Below are 18,819 nucleotides of genomic sequence, written 5' to 3'. Positions count from 1 at the left end.
AATGAAGAATCTCCATGCAACTTAAGGCTAAACGAAGCAAATTCTTCATTCTTCATTTTTAGTTCTCCTTTTATTTGATTAGCTCCGATGTAATGAGTAATTTTGCACCCGTTTTTAGAAGAACATTATAAAAACTACTAATATTTATGGATTGGTTACAAAGTTTATTGTGGGACCCTAGCTCCGTGGCACACATTGTATTCCTCTACGCTTTTGTAGTGGCAGCCGGTGTGTATCTCGGTAAAATAAAGATATTCGGAGTATCTTTGGGAGTCACTTTTGTTTTGTTTGCCGGCATCCTAATGGGACATTTCGGCTTCACAGCCGATACACACATCCTACATTTCATCCGAGAATTCGGATTGATCTTGTTCGTATTCTGTATCGGTCTTCAGGTGGGGCCATCGTTCTTCTCTTCTTTCAAAAAGGGGGGAATGACATTGAACCTGTTGGCTGTAGGCATCGTAGTGTTAAATATTGCTGTTGCATTGGGGCTTTATTACCTCTGGAACGGTCGTGTGGAACTGCCGATGATGGTAGGTATCCTCTACGGAGCTGTGACGAACACTCCGGGACTTGGTGCCGCCAATGAGGCCCTGAACCAGCTGAGCTACAACGGACCGCAGATTGCACTGGGTTATGCCTGTGCTTATCCGCTGGGTGTAGTAGGTATCATCGGTTCTATCATCGCAATCCGCTACATCTTCCGCGTCAATATGACCAAAGAGGAAGAGAGCCTGAAAACTCAGAGCGGAGACGCGCACCACAAGCCACACATGATGAGCCTTGAGGTACGCAATGAGTCTATCAGCGGAAAAACACTGATTGAAATCAAAGAATTTCTGGGACGTAAGTTTGTTTGCTCCCGCATCCGTCACGAAGGACACGTAAGTATTCCGAACCACGAGACGATATTCAATATGGGCGACCAGTTGTTTATTGTTTGTTCGGAAGAAGATGCTCCCGCCATCACCGTATTTATCGGAAAAGAAGTGGAACTGGACTGGGAGAAGCAAGATCTTCCGATGGTTTCCCGCCGTATTCTGGTTACTAAACCGGAAATTAACGGAAAGACTCTTGGTTCCATGCATTTCCGTAGTATGTACGGTGTCAATGTGACCCGCGTCAACCGTTCCGGTATGGACCTGTTCGCTGATCCGAACCTGATATTGCAGGTAGGTGACCGGGTAATGGTAGTAGGTCAGCAAGATGCGGTAGACCGTGTTTCCGGTGTATTGGGTAACCAATTGAAACGTCTGGACACACCGAATATCGTTACTATCTTCGTAGGTATCTTCTTAGGTATTCTTTTAGGAAGTCTTCCGATTGCATTCCCCGGTATGCCGACTCCTTTGAAATTAGGTTTGGCCGGTGGTCCGTTGGTGGTAGCTATCCTGATCGGACGTTTCGGACACAAACTTCATTTGGTGACTTACACCACGATGAGTGCCAACCTGATGCTGCGTGAAATCGGTATTGTGCTATTCCTTGCCAGCGTAGGTATAGATGCGGGTGCCAACTTCGTGCAAACAGTTGTAGAAGGCGACGGCTTATTGTATGTAGGCTGTGGTTTCCTGATCACTGTCATCCCGTTGCTTATCATCGGCACGATCGCAAGACTATATTATAAGGTAAACTACTTCACTCTGATGGGATTGATAGCCGGTAGTAATACGGACCCTCCCGCACTGGCTTATGCCAATCAGGTGACATCCAGTGATGCTCCGGCAGTAGGATATTCTACTGTTTACCCATTATCTATGTTCCTCCGTATTTTGACAGGACAGATGATATTACTGGCGATGATGTAAAGCGAACTAAATTAATAAATAAAGCCGGCCAAATTCTTTCTGAATTTAGCCGGCTTTATTATTATCGGGATTTTGTTTTCTTCTTCAATTACAATCCAATCTGTAGTTTTTTGGCCACAAACTCTTCCACAAACCGAACCGTCTCTTCAATTCCCAAAGAAGAGGAATCAACACACAAATGATAAGTAGCCGCTGCTCCCCATGTCTTATAACTGTAGTAATTATAATACTCCGAACGTCTCTTATCCGCTTTTTCTATCATCTCTTCTGCCGCCTCCTCATCAATACGATGCATCTGACACAACCGTGCAATACGATCTTCTTTAGTAGCCGAGATAAAGACATTTGCACAACGGGGATGTTCCCGTAAAATATAGTCGGCACAACGTCCGACGAACACACAGGACTTCTCTGCCGCCAGACGACGGATGACATCACTCTGCACCTTAAATAAAGCGTCATTACTCAGACAATTGGTACATGGCATTGCTCCTTCACTGATGAAAGGAAAACGCATACCAAACAGTCCGCCGATAATGCCTTGCGAGGCCTTTTCATCTGCTTTTTCGAAGAACTCCTTACATAAGCCGCTCTCTTCGGAAGCCAGATTGATCAGTTCCTTATCATAAAAGTCGATCCCCAAACGGGCTGCCAACTTCTCTCCTATTTCTTTTCCGCCGCTACCTAACTGGCGACCGATATTGATAACATAATTACCGCTCATAGTACATTTTGTTTTATGGTTTGATAGCAAACATACGACTTTTTTCTAAAAGATGCACCATTATACGAAAGTTATATTTAAAAGTAACGATAAAGTATCCCTATTTATCTCTTTTTGTCAATATCTTATAGAGTAACGGAAGATTGATATGCTTCCTCACATGTTCCGCCAACTTATCATATTGTTCTTCTTTAAACGCAGCATAGTCAAGTTCCTGTCTTTCCAACTTATCCGCATAAGGGCGGAACAGAAAATCAATGAATGTCTGATTGTCAAGTATTCCATGAATGTAAGTGCCCATACATTTCTGGTTGTTCCGGTAGCCGTCTTCTCTTCCATCAACCAACTGGTTCAATGGAGAAGGCGGAGCACCCTCGACAGGTACAGTCCTGCCCATGTGTATCTCGTATCCTTTACAGACTGTTCCTGTTCCGTCAAAAGTAAAATCCACCTGTCGGGTCACTTTATTTCCCTGCATGGTGGTAATCACAGGAAGCAGTCCCAGTCCGGGAAGCATTCTGACATCTCCTTCCACCCCTTCCGGATCACGTACTTCCAGTCCCATCATCTGATAACCTCCACAAATTCCCAGGACTGTCGCCCCCTCCTGTTGTACTTTCAGGATTGCTTGCGCTACGCCGTTACGACGCAATTCATAAAGATCATCCAGCGTATTTTTACTTCCGGGCAACAAGACAATATCCGCCTTCATAATATCATTCACATTATTGGTATAATATAAATGTACCCGTTCATCTCTTTCCAGTACATTGAAATCGGTAAAATTAGAAAGATGTCTCAGCAGGATCACCGCCACATTTATTTTGCCGGCTATGGCCTCTCTGTTTTTATATTCAAGCATGACGGAATCTTCCTCTTCGATATAGATACCTCTGTAATAAGGGACCACTCCCAGCACAGGAACCTTGCAAAGCTCTTCTATCATCCGGACTCCCTCTTCGAACAAACGGATGTCTCCTCTGAATTTATTAATGATGATCCCCTTGATTAGTGACCGCTCTTCCGGAGTTTGCAGCAGAACAGAACCGTAGACACTGGCAAACACACCTCCTCTATCAATGTCTGCAACCAGAATGACATCTGCTCCCGCATACTTCGCCATTGGCATATTGACCAGATCACAATCGCGGAGATTGATTTCCGAAATGCTCCCCGCTCCTTCCATTACGACAGGATTGTAGATAGCAGCCAAGCGATCATACGCTTCATTTACAACTTTCCGTAGTTCCTTGCGTCCTTCTTTCTGAAAAAAGTCATACGCACTCCGGTCACCGACAGGTTTTCCGCATAATACGACTTGTGCCATCTGCTCCGTACTGGGTTTTAATAACAGCGGATTCATATCTACGTGACACGGAACGCCGGCTGCTTCTGCCTGAACCGCCTGCGCACGACCTATTTCCAAACCGTCGGGAGTAACATACGAGTTTAATGCCATATTCTGCGCTTTGAAGGGTGCAGGAGTATATCCGTCCTGTTTCAAAATGCGGCAAAAAGCTGTTGCTAAAACGCTTTTACCTACATCGCTTCCTGTGCCGGCAAGCATAAAGGAATTGAGTTTTTTCTTTTTCATTTCCTGTTTATCTTCATTCCGGTTCGACGTATTCATCGATTCGGAATTTAAATGTAGCATATATAAACTATCTTACCGCTTCTTCTTTCCCCATTTAGGCGTTATGCCGATAAAGAATTCAAAGTTAATTCCCGGCATCGGACGAGACAATACCGAAAGATATTCTTCGTCAAAGAGATTATTGACTGTCCCTTTCAAGGATAAATCTGCCCAACGGAGAGAGAATCCTTTTTCAAGGGTTACGTTGCTCATGAAATAGGGGGGTAAATGTCCGGTGAGGGTTATATCATTATTTGTCATCGTATATCGTTCGCTATAATAACACCATTTATAAAGCAAACTCCAACTGCGATACGTCAATCTCCCAGTTAACGTAGCCGAATATTTAGGCACATAAGGCAACTGCTTTCCTACCGACTGGTCGGCTGGACTCCGCTTTTCGCCTTTATTAATAGAAGGAGTCCAGGCAAATGTTCCATTCATTCCAAGCTTCCATGATTTTGGCATTACAACCGCATAATCAACTTGAGTCTCGACGCCATAAGCATGTACCTTTTTAATATTATCCGGTGAATAAAAGCCTTTAGTGGTTGGTAACCAAATAATCCAATCATCAATATGCTGGTCGAACCAAGACGCTGAACCAGATAAAGTATAGGCGTTATCCTTCCCTACAGAAAACGATAAACCTGCTTCATAAGTAAATCCACTCTCATTCTTCAATTTAGGATTACCACCCGGCATAAAATAGAGGTCATTCAGTGTCGGAAAGCGATAATTACGTGTTATTGACGCTTTAGCTATAACATTCCCCTTTTTGGACAGTTGATAATCAACAAAAAAGGCAGGAATAAGTGGCGTCCATTCTGTTCCAAACATTTCTTCTCGCAACACCAATGACATTCCCAACCTTTCAACAGGTCTCCATCTTGCAGCCACATTTCCTGATAGTTCAATGCGTCCTTTATCGTAACCGGCATTAGGCAAAATGCCCAAGTTTCTATCATCACTTTTCACTAAATGCTGATGAGCTGAAATACTTCCCGTTAAAAGAAATTTATCATTAAGAAAGTATTCACCATCCAATTGTCCATAGAAAGAATTAACTTTACTACGCGAACGAACCATTGATTGCATTTCACCATTACCAACATCACGCTTGTAATCATAAGCCATCCATGTATGAATATAACCACCTTTCACCGACATTTTCCAATTCTCTCGCGTATGATCCCATGATAAAACACTTCGCAATGTATGTTCCCGCTGTCGATTTTCAAACTCCATCTCGTCTCCATAATCTGTGGTCAACATGGCTAACTCACGGTTAGAATCAATATACCAAGCATTCAAGCCAAAGCGATCACCATTACCTGCATTGTAATATACTTCCTGTAATACGTGTAAGTCTTTAAATGCACCACTTCGATTACGTTCAACCGGATAATATTGCTTAATGATATTGTGTTCATCATCATAAACATTTTCTTTCTTATCATGATTACGATATTTATAATCATTAGGTGATGATTGATAGACTGCACGTGTTGAAATCTGCCAATGTTTATCTCCATAACTCAATCGCAAAAACTCATCAAAAGTACTGAATGAACCAATACCCTGAACATATTGTACTCCAAAACCTTGTTGATGAGCAGGAACAGTTGCCAGTTTCACCAAGCCCCCTAAACCACCACCAGTCATATTCACCGACGAAGTTCCATGAAACAAAGAAGCATCATCAATAAAATAGGACGGTATCATCGAAAAATCAGTCATTCCTAGCATCGGACTATTAATTCTCATGCCATTCCACGTCACCTGTGTATGAGAAGCCGATGTTCCTCGGAATGAAACGGTAGAAAGCGTAGCCCGTCCATAGTTTTTCACAAAAATAGAGGAATTGAAAGTGAGTATATCAGCCATAGACAAAGCGATATTCTCTTTAAGAACAAGCGAATCAAACTTTGTTTGTTGAACACCTATATCTTTCATCGGCCGTTTTCCCCAAACCTGAACTTCATGAATGACAAGTCCACTTTCCGCCCAGTTTTTTTCAGTTTGTTGTTGCGCACTTATCATTGCCGGTACCAACAAAAGCATACCTGCAAATTGTATTATTAATCTATTTTTTTTCATACTTTTTCTTACAGATTATTTCCAACAAAACGCTCCGGGAATAATCCCTACATAAAACTCATCTACAAGTTCCCCATCCTCCGTATAGCGATAAATCATCCCCTGCTGTTGATAATCAATGGCATCAGCCACATAGATATCTCCGTTTATCGGACTAACTGTCAACCCATAATACTTCGTATCACGGTACTTGAGGAAAGGACGTACGGGGACACGCTCCGCATCAACAGACATACGCCAAATATCTTTGTTAATCCAGTAAAGTTCATCACCCGCACCATTAAGCTGTACTTCCGAAGGAGCATCTCCTAACTGAAACTTAAATTGTTTCTCTATCTTGAATGTTTCGGCATCAATGCGATAAAGTGATGGTTCTTCATATCCGTAAGGACTGCCTTCATACCCTCCGTCAGTAATTGTCCATAATTTGTAGTTCTTATCCATCACCAGTGAAGTTGGCTGTATCCCTACTTCAAGTTGATCTACTACCTGATCAGTTGTAGTATCTATTTTCAATATACGCTTTTGATAAGACCAGCAATTTACATACACATATTTGCCATATTGTACCATCTGCTCTGTCGATCCTGTTTCCATCGTCATATCCGGACATTCGATATATCCGGTTATCTGATAAGTTTTGGGATTGACAATGAAAATACGATAATCCCAAATCTGTGTGACATAGGCTTTCTCATCCGAAATAAAATGAATGTAGCGTGGAGAAGTAAGTCCCGTAATGCGTCCCACTTCCTTAAATGTATTAATATCAATGGCAAAAATGACGTGAGAGTTGTTTACTACCACCCAACCGACATCATTACGAATAGTCATTGACTGTGCTACATCTCCCAACTTCATCGCATTAGCCCGATAGAATACTTCATTTTCTACCGTTTTCGTTTCCGGGTCATAATAAGATAAGGTAGCATTACCATACTGAAAGTTCCCTTCATTGGTAATGAAAAGACCGTCTCCCGTAGCTGAGAAATCCTCCATCTCACCATAATCCCATTTCATACACCCGACAAAAGCCGTCAGACAGAAGACAATAAATAAAACAGATAGTAAAATACGTTTCATAATTAAAAGTGAGAAAAGGTTATTAACTAACTTGTCACATCACTCATTAGACATCTGCCAGCAAATTATAATTTGCGACAAACATCAAACATAGCATTTGTACCGACCGGTTGAATGAGGAATCAATTGAATATAGGAATGAACTATACCAGTTGATTTCTACCCGAAACCCGCGGGTATAAATCTGCAGCGGCAAGGCAGGTCTTCTGACTCGTCCCCGTTTATCACGCCTTCCCAGTGATGTCACCAGTGGCAAAGAATGTGATAAACTCATCTCCCGAAAGAGAGGACTTACAGCAGCAGGTACTGTCCCGGATTTACACCGGATTCCCTTTTCATCGTTTTGGAAGGTTAGACAATTCCAAATACGAACCTTGCGGGTGCAAAGATACTATAATTATATTTCACGCCTCACTTCTCCCCTGTCTTTTTTATCAAGAACAAAAGATTAAAGACTTCTTCAAATTAGCACATTATGAGCAAGCAGATGAAAAAGAGAAAAGTTTGCCCTCTGTTCCTTCCTATCTTTCGGATAAAAACCGGATGACTCATCAAAAAGAGGAGGAATTTCTATTTTCACAAAAGCGGCTTAATATCAAAACCATCAATTTTCAATCATTTTAGCCTAGATTACAAGAATATGCAAGCAACAGCAAACAAAAGAAACTATATCTACGATATTTTATCATAAACTAAGCATCCATATCAAAGGAGCAAACAGCACAAAAAAGCATAATAACGTACAAAATAAGATTGCTTCTTAACCGAATTAACATTGCTTTATAAGCAAACTAAGATTGGTTTTAAACCAAACTGACCTTCCTTTAAAACCAAGCCCGCCTTCCTTTAAAAGAAAATCAACCTACTTGGTCGGCAAAAGCTGCATATATAACCATTTTTCCTGCATAACGGCCTCCGCTTTCCGCATATTCTTGCATATAAGTAATCCATTTTTCTCCTATTTCAAGTATTTAGCTTCTATTTTCCCAATAGAAAATCTTAAAAACAGAACATTTGGAGATGGTGTCACTATACCATCGGCATAGTGACACTATCCTGCAAGTATGGTGACACTATCAGAGAGAGATAGTGTCACCATATCCAATTCCTCCTTTCCCGCCCCCGACAACGTAATAAAAATTAATTAGTTAAAATAGACATATTATATAAAAAGATAACTATCTTTGCGGTCAAGAAGTTGGTTCTTCGTCGCTATAATAAGTTGTATTTCATTCGATTAAGATATAACAAAAGCTATCGAAGATTAAAAGGGAATGCCGTGTGAATCGGCAACAGTATCCGCTGCTGTATTTTCCCGTACTGCCCTTGAAGGACAGTACAGTTTGTAGCAATTTGTCACTGGAAATTTTCTCTGGGAAGGCGCTGCAAATAAGGGAATAAGTCAGAAGACCTACCTCCTTTCGGTTGGATTTTACTCCTGCGGCATACGGGAGACAGGTCGTTGTCATTTTCCACAGGCACTTACCATGTGCGGACGGAAGAGGCTTCTTCTATATTTATACTTACCGGGATACTGACTGCCCAGCGTAAAATCCATTATCATTCCTGTTTGCAAACTAACTAAAAGTATGCTTATGATAAATGGATTTTTAAAAACAATCGCTAGCTTATTAATGCTATGTACTGTCGTGTCTTTCGCCTCCTGCCGGAACGACGGTGATGATGAAGAATTGGGTGGCGGGACAACAGGTCAACCACCGGTAATTACCTTCGACAACGGTACGGGAATCTACACAGTAAAGATTATGAAAAGCATCACAATCACTCCCCTAGTGAACGATGCCACCGATCCTGTATATACATGGAAAGACGAGAAAGGTAAAATAGTATGTACAGACCTCTCATACACCTATTCACCTAAAGCGGAAGGAGAAGTCTATTTCAAATTCCGCGTGGACGCCAAGAATGGTTATGCCGAAGAAGAACTGCGGGTAGATGTAGTGGAAAAAATGATACCTTCCGTATCATTGATTCCCGCCTACTCTACCTATATGGGAAAGAGCGTAACCCTCGAATCTTCCGTAAATTTCACTGAAGGAGCAAAGTACGAATGGGTGTCCATTGACGAAAGCGGTAAAACCAAAGAAACGGTCGGAACCGAAGCTACCTATACGTTTACCCCCACCGAAGAAGGACAATTCAGTTTCAAACTTACGGTTACCAACGAAGACGGTAGCGGGAATGCGTCGACTTCCGTACTGGTATCACCTGAACCAGTGATGAATATAACCTTCAGCAGCAATCAACTAACCGTCCCCAAAGGTCGTGCTGCCTGTATAGCTCCCGTCATTACGGATACAACAACCCATGCAACCTACGTGTGGGAAATAGACGAAGTAATGCAACAGGGAGAAACTGCCCCCACTTTTACCTTCACTCCACCAACAACCGGAAGCTATGTGGTAAAAGTAACCGGAACAGATGGCGACATAATAAAAAGTGCTATCCAGACCGTAGTCTGCCTGCCGTCTGATGAAGCCAAATACTACCGCGCACCGTCAGCTGGTAGTTCGGACAGTAAAGTGAAAGTATACCACCTACGCCCTGCTCCGGGACAATTCATAGCACAGATTTCCGGACAGACCGAAGAAGAAGCCTGTCGTTACGCTGAGACTCGCATGAATGTACAAAACAATTATGTGTCTCTGGGTGCATGGGGAGGATATATCATCGTGGGATTCGACCACAGCGTATACAACAAACCCGATGTTAGCAGCAACGGAGGATATGACTTCTCTATCATAGGCAATCCCTTCGACGGTAGTTCCGAACCGGGTATCGTCTACGTCATGCAGGACGAAAACGGAGACGGACTGCCCAATGACACCTGGTACGAACTACGTGGCAGCGAAACCGGAAAGGCGGAAACCTATCAACACTATGCCGTCACTTACTACCGCCCGCCTACACACAATATGCCCCTGCAATGGATCGACAACCGGGGAAACTCCGGCTCCATCGACCTCAATCCTAACTTTCCGTTATGGATAAAGGAAAACAACTATACTTTATACGGTACCCGCCTGAAGCGAAATACAACCCGGACACCGGGCGGAATCTGGCGCAATGAATCCTATCCGTGGGGATATGCGGACAACTGGGGAGAAGATATTCTCGCCGAGGGCGACAATCACGATGCCGCACCCGTAGGCAACGCCTTCAAGATAGAAAACGCCATGTATCCCGACGGCACTCCGGTCAAGTTGCAATACATCGACTTCATCAAGGTGCAGACCGGCATACAATCCGTAGCGGGAGCCATCGGAGAGTTGTCTACCGAAGTATTCGGCTTCGTCGATTATAAGATGAGCGAAGCTCCTTCAAAGATAGATTAATAATCATTCATTATAAATTCACTTAATTTTTTAGACAATGAGAAAAGTAAATTACTGGAAAACCCTGTTAGTGGTTTTATGTACCGGATGCATCTTTGCAGCATGTGGCGACGACGACGATGAAAACCCGTTCACCGGAGTAGACAACAACTTCCTTAGTTTTTCACTGGAAAGCAATGAAAACGTATGGAAAGCGACGATTATAGACAATGAGATCACCGTAACGGTTCCCGAAGGAACTTCGCTCGATGGCGCGCAAGCCAGCTATACCCTTAGCGAGCAGGCAACTGTTAACCCCAATCCTTCTTCCGTTACCGCCTGGGGCGAAGAGCAACAATTCACAGTAACTTCCTACAACGGAACTACGCGTACCTATAAATATACAGTACGCTACTCCGCTGTAAGTGAAATCGGCACATTCATACTTAATTCGCAAGCTGATGTAGACGCTTTAGCCGACCACCATGTCACGGTTATCGAAGGCAGTCTGAGCATAGCTACAGTAGAAAATACAGAAGACCCCGTGATTAATCTGAACGGATTGGCAAAGATTACCGAAGTAATGGACGACATCACTATCGGGCAATACTATAAAGGTGAAAACCTTGCCGGACTGGCTAAACTGGAAAAGGTGGGAAGTATCAGCATGAGAAACAATAGCTCACTGACCGAGTTTGCACTCCCAAACTTGCTTTCTATCCGTGGAGAACTATTCATAGCAAACCCGGCAGAAAACAACATCACTTCTATAAAATGCCCGCAACTAACTACAATTCTAAAACAATGCTATATCCAAGCTCCCAACCTGAAAAGCTTAAATCTCAATTCGCTCGAAAGCATTCCGGGAAAAGGAGATAACAGTGATGGAGATGGTACATTCTCTCTTTATGGTAGCCAGCTTGTTTCATTAGATTTGCCGGTCTTAAAGCAGGTAGGAAAAAAGTTCACTCTATCGTTGGGAACAAAACATCCGGAACTCACCCAAATTAATCTACCGGAACTTATCTCCTGTAAAGAAGTATCTATTGGTTATGCAGATAAGTTAGAAACAATCAGTCTTCCCAAATTATCCACTCTTTCTTCTTTTAGCATTACTTCTTGTGCCAAATTTTCGAAGTTGAACGAAACCATTGCACCGTCCAATTTGGAAAAGCTAAGTGTATCACATTGTCCAAGCGTAACGGAATTGGATGCAAGTCAAAAAGACATCAACAGTATTTCTATCACTTATGTTGACAATAATTTCGTTCTAAAAGGAAAAGAAGAAATGGGAAGCTATGCATTCACAGGATATCAACTACCCAAAACAGAAGGAATCTCTACTTTTGCCAGTCTCACGGTTACCACTCCGCTTACTAATGTAGAAATTTCCGGTATTAAACAAGTTACAGGGGAATTAAGTTTCCAAGCTACAGCAAATGTGACATTGGAGTCAGTGAGTATGCCTGATTTAGAAACTGTAGGTAAATTCGCTACTGGAAATGACAATAAAAGATGCAACTTTCCTAAACTTACAAGAGTGACTGAAAGGTTATATATAAATATAGAAAAAACTGTAACTGACCTCTCTTATTTAAATTTTAAGAGTTTAGAGTCTGTAGAGTTTTTAGAAATGTATGGCAGCAGAAATACCAACATAACATCACTTGAAGACCTTTTGCCCAAATTAAAATCGTCAAATCGTATAAGTATTAGACTATTCACAGCTCTATACGATTTTAGTCTATTCAAAGATATAGCAGATGCAATGACAGAAGACGCCCAATGGTACGTACGTACTTGTGGTCCCGGAACAGTAACATTACAACAGATGCAAGAATCAGCAACCGGTGATTTTACACCGGATAATTAATCACTTAATAAATTACAATTATGAAAAAGAGCATTTTTTTCTTAGCAGCCAGTGCTATTATGTTTGCAATGGGCAGTTGTACTAATGATGTGTTGGACAATGTCCAGCAAGTAGACAGTTCACTTCCGCAGACACGTGCTACAGCGAGTAATGACTGGACGTATGCGTATGTACTTAGCGAAGGTACATGGCATGTAGCTCCTCCCTCATCTCCGGGAAGCATTGTTCGCTATGATAACAATTGGACGAAAAAGTCTACCCTAGAAATTGGAGACACAGGCAACGACTTGATTCAATACGGATCAAAACTCTATTGTGCAGTAAGTGGTCACGACCTTACAGCAGATAATGGAGGAATATGGGTACTGAATGCCAAGACCGGTCAACTTCTCACACCCCAAATGAAACAATACGATGATGAAAAAACCGGGCACAAAGCTATGCCAAGACACTTGGCTGCTGCCAATGGAAAAGTATATATCAGCTTTTATTCAGGGGCAGTGATGTCTATCGACACCATGAATTATGCTAAAGTTAACTACCTAGAACTGGATGCGACCTATTCAGAAGGTATCTGCATCGGCAAAGACAACAAAGTGTATGTCTGCAATTCAGGCAATACTGATGACACCCAAGCTGGTGAAGGAACAACTATTTCCGTATTGCCACTCACCCTTGGTAGTGAAACTCAAATTACCGTTCCTAAAAATCCTAAGTTGATAGCAGCCTATTCAGCCAATAAGATGTATTTTAACGTACTGGGTGACGGAGGTATGCACTCTGCATTGTACAAATTCAATCCAACTACACCCAATGTAGCTCCAACATTAGTTACAGAAAAAGCAGGTGGATTTGCAATCGGCAGTCAATATCTTTATACAGCAGATATTGATTGGAACACAACTGACTATAAGACTATCATGCAAAAAGTACAATTATCTAATGATGATACTAGCGATTTCACTGATGATCCCGGATATATGTTCGGTTTCAGCGTAACAGTCAATCCGTTCAACGGAGATGTATGCTTCGGTCAATCAATGGGAGACGCATTGTATATTTATGACTCCGCAGGAGGTGATTACCTAGATATGGTAAATACCGGCACAGCCAACGTGAACGCCGTAGTCTTCGTCAAATAACTTTCCGCATCAATACTGAAAAGTTAGATTCAATCCATTCACCTCCCAGCGAAACTTTCTCGTAAGGGAGGTGATTTTTCTTCTTTTTTACTACTTTTGTCCTCAGATAAAAACATCCGTATGAAATTTAAATCCATTATTTCAACTATCACGCTATTATGCCTCCTTTTTTTGGCAAGCTGCGTATACAATAAAAAAACTTCTTTGGAAGCATTCAAGCAGGACGTATACACGCCCGAATATGCTACCGGATTCAAGATACTTGGCGCAAAGAATGCCCAAAGCACCTTGATACAAGTATCCAACCCGTGGCAAGGAGCCAAAAATGTAACAATGTCCTACTTCATCTCCCGCAATGGTGAGCTCCCCCCCACAGGATTCACCGGACCGACCATCCCTGCCGGAGCCCAACACATCGTATGTATGTCTTCCTCCTACATCGCCATGCTCGACGCACTGGGACAAGTGGACCGCATCGTAGCCGTATCCGGCATCAACTACATAGCCAATCCCTACATCCTCGCCCACAAAGATTCTATCAAAGACATGGGCCCCGAAATAAACTACGAACTATTGCTGGGATTGAAACCGGACGTCGTACTGCTATATGGCATCGGTGATGCCCAGACAGCAGTAACAGACAAGCTGAAAGAACTCGCTATCCCCTATATGTATGTAGGAGAATATCTGGAAGAGTCACCGCTTGGCAAAGCCGAATGGCTGGTTGCCCTCTCCGAACTGACAGACAGCCGTGACAAAGGCATCGATGTATTCAGGGAAATCCCCAAACGCTATCAGGCACTGAAAGATCTCACCGCATCCGTAGAGCAACGCCCTACCGTGATGTTCAACACCCCGTGGAACGACAGCTGGGTGATGCCTTCCACCCAAAGCTACATGGCACAACTGGTCACTGACGCAGGAGCCGACTATATATACAAGGAGAACACCTCCAACAGCTCCACCCCCATCGGCTTGGAAACTGCCTACGGACTGATACAAAAAGCAGACTATTGGATCAATGTAGGCACGGCATCCACACTGGACGAACTGAAAAACATGAATCCCAAGTTTGCCGATGCCAAATCTGTCCGTAATAAAACAGTTTATAACAACAACCTGCGGATAACCGCCACAGGAGGCAATGACTATTGGGAATCGGCAGTCGTACGGCCGGACGTCGTATTGCGTGATCTGATTCATATCTTTCATCCCGAACTTGTATCCGACTCAACCTACTATTACAGACACCTGGAATGAAGCAACCTCGTAGACACACCACTCTTTTATTCATCACTTTGGGAATAATCGCCGTAGTCTTATTATTAATAGACATGGCGACAGGGGACACTTATATCCCCATCCCCAAAGTATGGGCCGTACTGACCGGAGGCGAATGCGACGAGATGACACGCAACATTCTTCTCTCCATCCGCTTTATACGGGTAGTAGTAGCAGGGTTGATAGGTATCGCCTTGTCGGTCAGCGGCCTGCAAATGCAGACCGTTTTCCAGAATCCGTTGGCAGACCCTTATCTGCTGGGAGTCAGTTCCGGTGCGGGACTCGGAGTGGCGTTGTTTATATTAGGTGCCCCATTGCTCGGCTGGGCGGATTTCCCACTTTTGCAATCCGCCGGCATCGTAGGTTCGGGCTGGATAGGGACCGCCGTCATCTTGCTGGGCGTAGCCATCATCAGCCGGAAAGTAAAGAATATACTGGGCGTACTGATCATGGGAGTCATGATAGGCTATGTAGCGGGAGCCATCATCCAGATATTGCAGTATCTAAGTTCGGCGGAACAACTGAAAATGTTCACCCTGTGGTCGATGGGATCGCTCAGCCACATCACAGCCGGACAGCTGTCTATCATGATACCGGTTGTATGCATAGGTCTGCTGCTCTCCGTAGCCTGCATCAAGTCACTGAACCTGCTCTTGCTTGGCGAAAACTACGCACGCACGATGGGCATGAGCATCAAACGCTCGCGAACGCTTGTCTTCATCTCTACGGCACTGCTGACAGGAACAGTCACCGCCTTTTGCGGCCCCGTAGGATTCATCGGACTGGCAGTGCCGCACATCACCCGGCTGCTGTTTGATAACGCCGACCACCGGATACTGATGCCGGGCACCATGCTGACAGGACTTATCGCCATGCTGATATGCGACATCATCGCCAAGAAATTCCTGCTGCCGGTGAATTGTATCACCGCACTGCTGGGAGTTCCGGTTATTTTATGGGTAATAGGTAAAAACTTGCGTATATTCAAATGATTCAACTCAAAGACCTGACACTGGGATACGAACAGCGTACGCTGCTGGAAAAAGTCTCCGCCCACATCACGGGAGGACAACTCGTCGCACTGCTCGGCAGAAACGGCACAGGAAAAAGTACACTGCTGCGTGCCGTCATGGGACTGGAAAAGCCCCAAAACGGAGAGATTATCCTGCACGGGAATAACATCGCTTCACTGAAACCGGAAGAACTGGCACGGAACATCAGCTTCGTCACCACCGACAAAGTGCGCATTGCCAACCTGCGATGCAGAGACGTCGTCGCACTGGGACGTGCTCCCTATACCAACTGGCTCGGTCAGCTGCAAGGAGAAGACAAGGAGAAGGTGGACAACGCCATGCACCTGGTAGGCATGGACAGCTATGCGGAAAAGACGATGGACAAAATGTCCGACGGAGAATGCCAACGCATCATGATAGCCCGTGCCCTTGCACAGGACACTCCTGTCATCCTGCTCGACGAACCTACCGCCTTCCTTGACTTGCCCAACCGCTACGAACTCTGTCTGCTCCTCCGGAAGCTGACGCAAAAGGAAGGAAAGTGTATCCTGTTTTCCACACACGACCTGGACATCGCTCTCTCACTTTGCGACACAATCATGCTGATTGATAATCCTCAACTCTACAGCCTGCCTACCAATGAGATGATAACGAGCGGACATATAGAAAGACTGTTCCATAATGAGTCGGTAACATTCGACGCACAAGCCATGAAAATAAGAATCAGATAAATATCCCATATCCTGATTAAACAAAAACAAGCATGACAGGCGGAAATTATCAAATGATAATTTTAATCTCCTTACATCCATCTACCTTTGCAGATGTTTTCAACAAACTAAAAATAAAAAGTTATGAAAGATAGTATTGATTTCGGTAGTATGGACATCTCCACGTTGTTTCGTAAGTTATTAGTTCCTACGGTACTGGGAATGGTATTCTCAGCTATATTCGTTATTACAGACGGCATATTTGTAGGTAAGGGAATAGGCAGTGACGCCCTAGCTGCCGTCAATATAACAGCTCCACTTTTTATGATCGCAACAGGCATCGGACTGATGTTCGGAGTCGGAGGCTCAGTAGTCGCTTCCATCTATCTGTCTCAAGGTAAACGCAAGGCGGCAAATATCAACATTACTCAGGCTCTTGTATTCTCTACGTTCATCGTATTAGTGATGTCTGCTTTATGTTTTTGCTTCGTAGGGCCATTGGGATGCTTACTCGGAAGTTCAGACAGATTATTGCCTCTTGTCATAGAATATATGATCTGGTATCTACCCTTCCTCGTATTCTATGAGTTATTGAGCACAGGCATGTTTTTCATCCGGCTGGACGGATCTCCCAATTATGCCATGATGTGCAATGCCATCGCAGCTATATTCAATATTATATTCGACTATATTTTCATCTTTGAATTTGGCTGGGGAATGATGGGTGCTGCCTTTGCCACCAGCCTGGGAACAGTAGTAGGTGGATTGATGACTGTAATCTATCTTACGCGGTTCTCCCGCAACATTCATTTGCATCGCATCAAGCTAAGTTTGAAAAGCCTGATGCTAACGCTCCGTAACGGTGGCTATATGATAAAACTGGGAACTTCCGCTTTCATCAGTGAGGCTTCCATCGCCTGTATGATGTTTTTAGGGAATTATGTCTTTATCCATCATCTCGGAGAAGACGGAGTAGCTGCGTTCAGCATTGCCTGCTACTTCTTCCCCATCATCTTTATGGTGTACAATGCCATCGCACAATCCGCACAGCCGATTATCAGCTATAATTTCGGTGCCGGGCAACCGGATCGGGTTCGAAAAGCCCTGCATCTTGCCATCCGTACAGCTTTAATTTGCGGAATCAGCTTTTTCATCATCACGTTTCTATGCCGTCAGAATATTGTTTCGTTGTTCATTGACCGAAGCTGTCCGGCCTTTGATATTGCGGTCAATGGCATTCCTTATTTTGGGGTTGGATTCATATTTTTTTGCCGCCAATATGATAGGCATCGGCTATTACCAGAGCATCGGACGAGGTCAACGAGCCACCATCATCACTCTTCTGCGGGGAGTGGTATTCATGCTGATCGGATTCTTTGTACTTCCACTTGTTTTAGGAGTACTGGGAATATGGTTGGCTGTTCCGTTGGCAGAATTGTTAACGACTCTCTATATTATCGGAATTTATTTCAAAGATCGCTTCATGGTCCACCGACTATGAGTATATTTGCAACATGGATGCATTCATTAAAAAACTCTGCGACAAATATAAAGTATTGGAAAGTGACGTACAGACCTTACTAGGCTGTATGGAGGAAGTACATTTCAAAAAGAGAGACCTCATTGTACGCGAAGGGACAAAGAACAGCAACCTTTATTTTATAAAAACGGGAATATGGCGGGCATATTACCACAAAGATGGAGCAGATGCCACCATCTGGTTCGCTTCAGACGGAGAAGCAGCTTTCTCCGTCTGGGGATATGCAGACAATGCTTATTCACTGATTAATATTGAAGCAATGTGCGACAGTGTAGCCTACAGTATATCCCGCGCAACCTTGAATCAATTATATCATTCTTCCATAGGACTAGCCAATCTGGGACTGCGGCTGATGGATCACCAGCTTCTTCTGCAAGAAAACTGGCTCATCAACTCCGGCAGTCCACGAGCGAAGGAACGTTACCTGACTCTTATCAAGGAGACTCCGGAGCTGTTGCAATATGTGCCTTTAAAGTACATTGCATCTTATCTGTGGATAACACCGCAGTCGCTGAGCAGGATTCGGGCGGAAATAGCATCTTCGAACTCATAAACATACACCGCTCTTCATATT

The 18,819-nt window shown here is 43.6% G+C and carries 12 protein-coding genes, 1 pseudogene and 2 riboswitches; of the genes and pseudogenes, 9 read left to right on the top strand and 4 right to left on the bottom strand.

Features of this window, described 5'->3' with window-relative positions; translation table 11 throughout:
- The first annotated feature begins 146 nt into the window (after positions 1-146).
- Positions 147-1,811, top strand: coding sequence for a putative transporter (locus tag HMPREF9007_RS22805; protein ID WP_008759794.1), 1,665 nt, complete (start codon positions 147-149; stop codon positions 1,809-1,811).
- An 88-nt stretch (positions 1,812-1,899) separates the two neighbouring features.
- Here the strand turns inward: HMPREF9007_RS22805 and HMPREF9007_RS22810 are convergent, their stop codons facing one another.
- The 4 genes from HMPREF9007_RS22810 to HMPREF9007_RS22825 all read right to left on the bottom strand — a co-directional run bounded on the left by HMPREF9007_RS22810 (position 1,900) and on the right by HMPREF9007_RS22825 (position 7,351).
- Positions 1,900-2,535: a cytidylate kinase-like family protein gene (locus tag HMPREF9007_RS22810; RefSeq protein ID WP_008759793.1), complete on the bottom strand. Its 636-nt coding sequence runs from the start codon at positions 2,533-2,535 to the stop codon at positions 1,900-1,902.
- A 100-nt stretch (positions 2,536-2,635) separates the two neighbouring features.
- Positions 2,636-4,129 carry a cobyric acid synthase gene (locus HMPREF9007_RS22815; RefSeq protein ID WP_008759792.1) on the bottom strand — a complete coding sequence of 498 codons (1,494 nt, stop codon included), beginning with the start codon at positions 4,127-4,129 and terminating at the stop codon, positions 2,636-2,638.
- 72 nt (positions 4,130-4,201) lie between these two features.
- Positions 4,202-6,268: a TonB-dependent receptor gene (locus tag HMPREF9007_RS22820; protein ID WP_008759791.1), complete on the bottom strand. Its 2,067-nt coding sequence runs from the start codon at positions 6,266-6,268 to the stop codon at positions 4,202-4,204.
- Positions 6,269-6,283: 15 nt separating this feature from the next.
- The gene (locus tag HMPREF9007_RS22825) at positions 6,284-7,351 is read right to left on the bottom strand and encodes a glutaminyl-peptide cyclotransferase (RefSeq protein WP_008759790.1); all 1,068 of its coding nucleotides are present in this window, start codon (positions 7,349-7,351) and stop codon (positions 6,284-6,286) included.
- Positions 7,352-7,529: 178 nt separating this feature from the next.
- A riboswitch (cobalamin riboswitch) is annotated at positions 7,530-7,743 on the bottom strand.
- A gap of 831 nt (positions 7,744-8,574) precedes the next feature.
- A riboswitch (cobalamin riboswitch) is annotated at positions 8,575-8,785 on the top strand.
- 161 nt (positions 8,786-8,946) lie between these two features.
- Between HMPREF9007_RS22825 and HMPREF9007_RS22830 the strand changes: the two genes are divergently transcribed.
- From HMPREF9007_RS22830 to HMPREF9007_RS22865, 8 genes and pseudogenes are all read left to right on the top strand, one after another.
- A complete protein-coding gene (locus tag HMPREF9007_RS22830) occupies positions 8,947-10,707 on the top strand; it encodes a PKD-like domain-containing protein (RefSeq protein WP_008759789.1) in 1,761 nt (586 codons plus the stop codon).
- 37 nt (positions 10,708-10,744) lie between these two features.
- Positions 10,745-12,559, top strand: a complete 1,815-nt coding sequence (locus HMPREF9007_RS22835; RefSeq protein WP_008759788.1) for a receptor L domain-containing protein — start codon at positions 10,745-10,747, stop codon at positions 12,557-12,559.
- Between the two features lie 20 nt (positions 12,560-12,579).
- Positions 12,580-13,701, top strand: coding sequence for a hypothetical protein (locus HMPREF9007_RS22840; protein WP_008759787.1), 1,122 nt, complete (start codon positions 12,580-12,582; stop codon positions 13,699-13,701).
- 120 nt (positions 13,702-13,821) lie between these two features.
- On the top strand, positions 13,822-14,961 hold the full coding sequence (locus HMPREF9007_RS22845; RefSeq protein WP_032850038.1) for an ABC transporter substrate-binding protein: 1,140 nt from the start codon (positions 13,822-13,824) through the stop codon (positions 14,959-14,961).
- Positions 14,958-15,974 carry an iron ABC transporter permease gene (locus tag HMPREF9007_RS22850; protein ID WP_008759785.1) on the top strand — a complete coding sequence of 339 codons (1,017 nt, stop codon included), beginning with the start codon at positions 14,958-14,960 and terminating at the stop codon, positions 15,972-15,974. Before HMPREF9007_RS22845 ends, HMPREF9007_RS22850 begins: the two co-directional genes overlap by 4 nt.
- Positions 15,971-16,726, top strand: a complete 756-nt coding sequence (locus HMPREF9007_RS22855) for an ABC transporter ATP-binding protein (protein WP_008759784.1) — start codon at positions 15,971-15,973, stop codon at positions 16,724-16,726. Before HMPREF9007_RS22850 ends, HMPREF9007_RS22855 begins: the two co-directional genes overlap by 4 nt.
- A 123-nt stretch (positions 16,727-16,849) precedes the next feature.
- Positions 16,850-18,206: pseudogene (locus HMPREF9007_RS22860) on the top strand (MATE family efflux transporter).
- A 13-nt stretch (positions 18,207-18,219) separates the two neighbouring features.
- Entirely contained in the window at positions 18,220-18,798 is a 579-nt protein-coding gene (locus HMPREF9007_RS22865; RefSeq protein ID WP_008759782.1) for a Crp/Fnr family transcriptional regulator, read from the top strand.
- Positions 18,799-18,819 lie beyond the last annotated feature (21 nt).

Source organism: Bacteroides sp. 1_1_14 (genome assembly GCF_000162515.1).
GTDB classification, from domain to species: domain Bacteria; phylum Bacteroidota; class Bacteroidia; order Bacteroidales; family Bacteroidaceae; genus Bacteroides; species Bacteroides thetaiotaomicron.
Note: the sequence above shows the minus strand (reverse complement) of the source record. Positions and strands in the feature narration are given on the sequence as shown.